Origin of the sequence: Komagataeibacter swingsii (assembly GCF_003207895.1) — a bacterium.
GTDB lineage: Bacteria > Pseudomonadota > Alphaproteobacteria > Acetobacterales > Acetobacteraceae > Komagataeibacter > Komagataeibacter swingsii.
Map to the genome: position 1 here is coordinate 1 of NZ_NKUB01000064.1, position 4,219 is coordinate 4,219.

At 60.7% G+C, this 4,219-nt stretch carries 6 protein-coding genes and 1 pseudogene; 3 read left to right on the top strand and 4 right to left on the bottom strand.

Annotated features, from left to right (window positions below; all coding sequences use genetic code 11):
* Positions 1-382: 382 nt before the first annotated feature.
* Positions 383-808 (top strand): annotated as a pseudogene (locus tag CFR76_RS17140) (IS5 family transposase); the annotation flags it as partial.
* 270 nt (positions 809-1,078) lie between these two features.
* Here CFR76_RS17140 and CFR76_RS17145 read toward each other — a convergent pair.
* Genes CFR76_RS17145 through CFR76_RS17155 form a run of 3 tightly spaced genes read right to left on the bottom strand, consistent with a single transcriptional unit; the run spans position 1,079 to position 1,999 of the window.
* Positions 1,079-1,324 carry a hypothetical protein gene (locus tag CFR76_RS17145; protein ID WP_110557936.1) on the bottom strand — a complete coding sequence of 82 codons (246 nt, stop codon included), beginning with the start codon at positions 1,322-1,324 and terminating at the stop codon, positions 1,079-1,081.
* On the bottom strand, positions 1,317-1,745 hold the full coding sequence (locus tag CFR76_RS17150; RefSeq protein ID WP_025440006.1) for a type II toxin-antitoxin system VapC family toxin: 429 nt from the start codon (positions 1,743-1,745) through the stop codon (positions 1,317-1,319). The genes CFR76_RS17145 and CFR76_RS17150 overlap by 8 nt, the downstream gene beginning before the upstream one ends.
* The gene (locus CFR76_RS17155; RefSeq protein ID WP_025440005.1) at positions 1,745-1,999 is read right to left on the bottom strand and encodes a type II toxin-antitoxin system Phd/YefM family antitoxin; all 255 of its coding nucleotides are present in this window, start codon (positions 1,997-1,999) and stop codon (positions 1,745-1,747) included. Before CFR76_RS17155 ends, CFR76_RS17150 begins: the two co-directional genes overlap by 1 nt.
* A 521-nt stretch (positions 2,000-2,520) precedes the next feature.
* On the opposite strand from CFR76_RS17155, the gene CFR76_RS17160 reads away from it, so the two are divergent.
* Positions 2,521-3,159 carry a hypothetical protein gene (locus CFR76_RS17160; protein WP_025440004.1) on the top strand — a complete coding sequence of 213 codons (639 nt, stop codon included), beginning with the start codon at positions 2,521-2,523 and terminating at the stop codon, positions 3,157-3,159.
* 69 nt (positions 3,160-3,228) lie between these two features.
* On the opposite strand, the gene CFR76_RS17165 is transcribed toward CFR76_RS17160, so the two are convergent.
* Complete coding sequence (locus tag CFR76_RS17165; RefSeq protein ID WP_025440003.1) at positions 3,229-3,675, bottom strand: hypothetical protein; 447 nt, start codon at positions 3,673-3,675, stop codon at positions 3,229-3,231.
* 97 nt (positions 3,676-3,772) lie between these two features.
* Here CFR76_RS17165 and CFR76_RS18600 point away from each other — a divergent pair, with 97 nt between their 5' ends.
* Positions 3,773-4,150, top strand: coding sequence for a hypothetical protein (locus CFR76_RS18600; protein WP_244151057.1), 378 nt, complete (start codon positions 3,773-3,775; stop codon positions 4,148-4,150).
* The last annotated feature ends 69 nt before the right edge of the window (positions 4,151-4,219 follow it).

Below are 4,219 nucleotides of genomic sequence, written 5' to 3' on the forward strand. Positions count from 1 at the left end.
CAGAGGGCCAACAGCAACGCCGTCAGAAGGGCGGCATAACAACAACCGGGTATAGCTTATCAAGCCCACAAAACTGTCCGAACGGACGGGTCCACCTCACCCATACTGTGCAGCCACCTCCCTTATTGGGCGTCGGCTCTCGTAGGACGCGATGACCACTCGCGCGCGAAATTCAGGGGCGTGCCAGCGGCGGCGATCCGAAACGATCTCGATCCGCGAGGCGTCCGCCAGCCTGTCCCGCTCGCCTGTCTCTCTACCGCTCCTTTGGAGCCTCTCTGCGGTACTACCTGCGACACTCGCAGGTAGTACCGCGTCCCTATCTCTTAAATCGCTCATGCTTCATAGCTGAACCAGACCAGAAGTATTCAGCAAGGCGTCAGTCGCCGGGAGCTTACGCTTTACGAGCAAAATCCACGCCCGGTGCGACAATCAAGGACGTCCTTTCGGCTTTGCCCTTAGCGGAGGTCAGGTCTCGGATTACAAGGCCACAGATGCCCTGATGGCGTTTCCGGTTCCAAACCCCAAAGCCATGCTGGCTGATCGGGGCTATGACAGCGACGGCTTCCGCCAGGATCTGCTGTTCCGTGGGATACTGCCGGTTATTCCATCACGCAAAGGCCGCAACGCTCCACAGAAAACAGACTGGCGGCGTTACAGAGACCGCAATCGCATTGAGCGGATGTTCAACAGGCTCAAGCAGATGCGCCGTATTGCAACCCGATACGACAAAACCGCCTTATCATTCATAAGCTTCCTCAATCTCGCCGCCGCGAGGCTTTGGATTGAATCTTTTGTCAACGCGACCTAGTCGCAAGTGGGATTGCTACAATGGCCGGCTCGTTCCTTGGCGGTTAGAAATAACCAACAAACATAATACGCGATAAGTGGCGGCTTTACAGATCGATGATCGTTAGGTTGAACAGTGGTAATTACATGGCTGGTACATAAGACGACCGTGAGACCAGCACGGCATACAAGGCATTGCCTCGCTGCCCAAATCAGCGCCGGTTGATATGTTGCGCTAATGTCCGGTATTTTAAATTGAGACCCGCTACCGGACATTCCGCGTACCCCCCCCTTAGCGGACTTTCATTGCCTCATCTGCCCATAGGGCAATCTCACTTGCGGAGGGATTTTCAAGGTTCTCCGCTGCCTCAGCAGCGCTCGCTTCAAGACGATGCACCGTTACTGTCCAGGGGGCGTCTTCCGCTTCGTCCGGGAGGGCGGCGTTGATATACGCGCAGGCATCCACGAACTGCCTCAGTCCCTCGACGAACAGGGCTTCACAACCGGCCATGCTGCAGTCTTGCCGGTGATCAGTCATGCGGTGCTTTCCATGGATTGAGGAGTGGCACCCCCGAATACCGGAAATCATTCGTATTCCGTGTCACGACCGTCATGCCGTGCACCAGGCCGGTCGCGGCGATGAGGGTATCGCGCTCCGGGCCCGGATCCGGAACATGCAGGTGAGCGCAGCGGCGGGCGACCGCCAGATCGATGGGAAGTACCCGCTTCGAAAACTCGGGTAGCACGTAGTTCTCCAGCCAGTTCCGCAGAACGCTTCCCTGGACGGGATCCCTGCGCTCGATCCGCATGACACCGACATCCAGCTCCATGACGGTGACGGCAGACAGGAAAAGGGTCTCGGCCTCCACCTGCTCTGCCCATCTGGCGACATTAGGGTCGGCCCTGCCCGCCCGCACCTTTCGCAGTTCGGAAACAACGTTCGTGTCCAGCAGGAACATCAGCCAAAGTCCGCGGGACGCAGGCCGAGGGTCATGGGCGTCGGATCGAACTCGATGTCTTCAGCACCAGGCAGGGCGAGTGCATCCGCGATCTTTCGCGGTCTGTGGGTCAGCCGACGATAGTCGTCGATGCTCAGCAGAACATGGGCCGGCCTGCCGCGGTCAGTGATGAAGACAGGCCCCTCAACGGCAGCCTTTTTCGCCCGGGACGTGTCCTGGTTGAACTCACGACTGGAAAATGTGGTGACAGTCATCTCGGAAGCCTCCTGTTTCTTATGTAGCGACATTACTACAATGAAGCAGGCAGCGCCATGGAAATCGGGCTCTTCCGGTCTGCACTCACAAACGGGCCAGCTAGTGTCCTTCACAGGGCAGGTGCCCGACCTGGAACTGACATTCTGAACGGAGAGAGCCGATGAACACGATGGAGCATGGTGGTGCAATGGCAGTCGAGCGCGTGAAACGCCTCGTGGCGGAGGCGCGCAGCCGCACAGCCTCTTCGGAAAGCCCGCGGCCGAAGGACAGTTCTGCTGACGCGACTGAGGGAAACGCGAGCGTGGCCCCGACGCGGGAGGGTGATCCGGGGTCGTCCCATCAGCATTGACTGGATATATCCCGAGCGCCCCGACATTCCCTCTTTCCACGGCGGCCACGCTCGGCCGTCCCTTTTGTGGTGATTGCCTTGACGACACTCATTCCTCTTTGCGTCCCGTCTGAGCGCCGTAAGGAAGCAGCCCGGGGCGGTGCCACGTTCAACGGGGAGCAGAAGTGCTGGATGGCGCACCGGGACAAGCTCGACGCTCTCCTGCCGTTCGTCCCTTACCGGTATCGGCCGGACCGCAAGGCCCCCTACATCCGTCCGTGGATGGTGCCCCAGGCTCTGTGGGGCTTCAATCTGCGCGCCTTCCTGGCGCCCGAAGACTGGAACCGGATCCGGAAGGATGCCTATGCGCGCTCCGGGTCCCGCTGCCGGGTGTGCGGAGGACGAGGACCTCAATGGCCGGTCGAAGCTGACGAAGGGTGGGCGTATGACGACGAGCGGCGGATCCAGACCCTCAAAGGGGTGATTTCCCTCTGCCCTGACTGCCATGGCGTGCGTCACTGGGGAAAGACCATGACCGAGGGCAGACAGGATGCCGCTTTGGCCTGGATGGCAGAGGTGAATGGCTGGAACCACACCGAAGCGGCGCGATGCGGAGAACAGGCCATGAAGCAGTGGCATACGCGCAGCCGCCATACCGACTGGCAGTGCGATATCTCCTGGGCAATCAGAACCTACAGTGTTGTGCCGATCAGGGACGGCGAAACGCTGGCCCGCGAGCTCAACCGGAAATTCGTGCGGCAGGCGCAGACGCGCGTTGGCGTCAGGGCCGGGCACATCACGCACATTGAACATCTGTTCGGTGAGCGATAGGAAACAGCCCCCTTCCCCCGCTGGCTGGAGGCCAGCGTCGCGGTCCAGACGGGTGCCTGATCTGACCCGTTACAGGCGCAGAGGCGGGACCCCGGCCCGATACAGACCTTCGAACAGATCCCCGAGCGCCAGGCGCCGTCGCAAGGTCAGGCGTCGTTGAGCCAGATGATACATCCGGTCGTGCAGCAGATGGCAGCGCTGACACAGCGCGCGCAGATTGCGCCGCCGGTTGCTGGTGGGATCATGATTCAAATGGGCCGCTGCCAGAACCACCTTCGTCTGTCGCATTTGCAGATGCTCGATCAGGTCCGGAGGCGAGATCCGCCTGCCCCGGCCATTGAACCAGTGCCCCGTCTCCGGATGCTTCCACCGGCCACCCGGCAGCACCTGAAGGTGATGTCCATGCGGCCGGCCGCAGCGCTGACAGACACCCCCTGCCCGTTCGAACCGCACCTGTCGGCTCAGCTCGGGCCAGTTGGGAGGGTAAAGCGCTTTCAGTTCCGGTCGGATCGGCATTCAGTCTTCGTTAGCACATTTTCTCCAGTCAGAGGTCAGCGTCTGCGACAGGTCCTCGACTTTCTGACCCTGCCCTATGTCGGAAGCAGCGGCCGTCATGGGCGTTTCAAGGCAGGCGCTGCAGAACTGGATGGCCGGACCTTCCTTTCCCCCAAAGCGGCGCATGACACCGGCACTGATTCTCTCTTACGCGTGGACATGGGCGCGCTTCCCCACCGGGCCGCGCGCGTCTTGCAGCAAAAGTCCACAGCAGCACGCTGATCCGTTTCCGGCCCTCTGTCCTACCCCGGCTTCATGCTATCAGGAGTCAGGTTCTGGTTTCGCGGAGGCGTTCATGCTCAGCCATCTTCACATCGCAGGCTCGGCAAAGGCTGCCCGTGAGGCCCTCCTGGACCGGCTGGACCAGAAAACCCGCCAGCAGCTTCCTGCCGGCGATCTGACAGAGTGTCAATCGGCACTCAAAAATAACCCCTGATCGGCATGCAATATTAACCCCCTGTTGAAGGCCCGGCCTGTCTCCTGAAGCCGTAGGCGTAAGGAGACA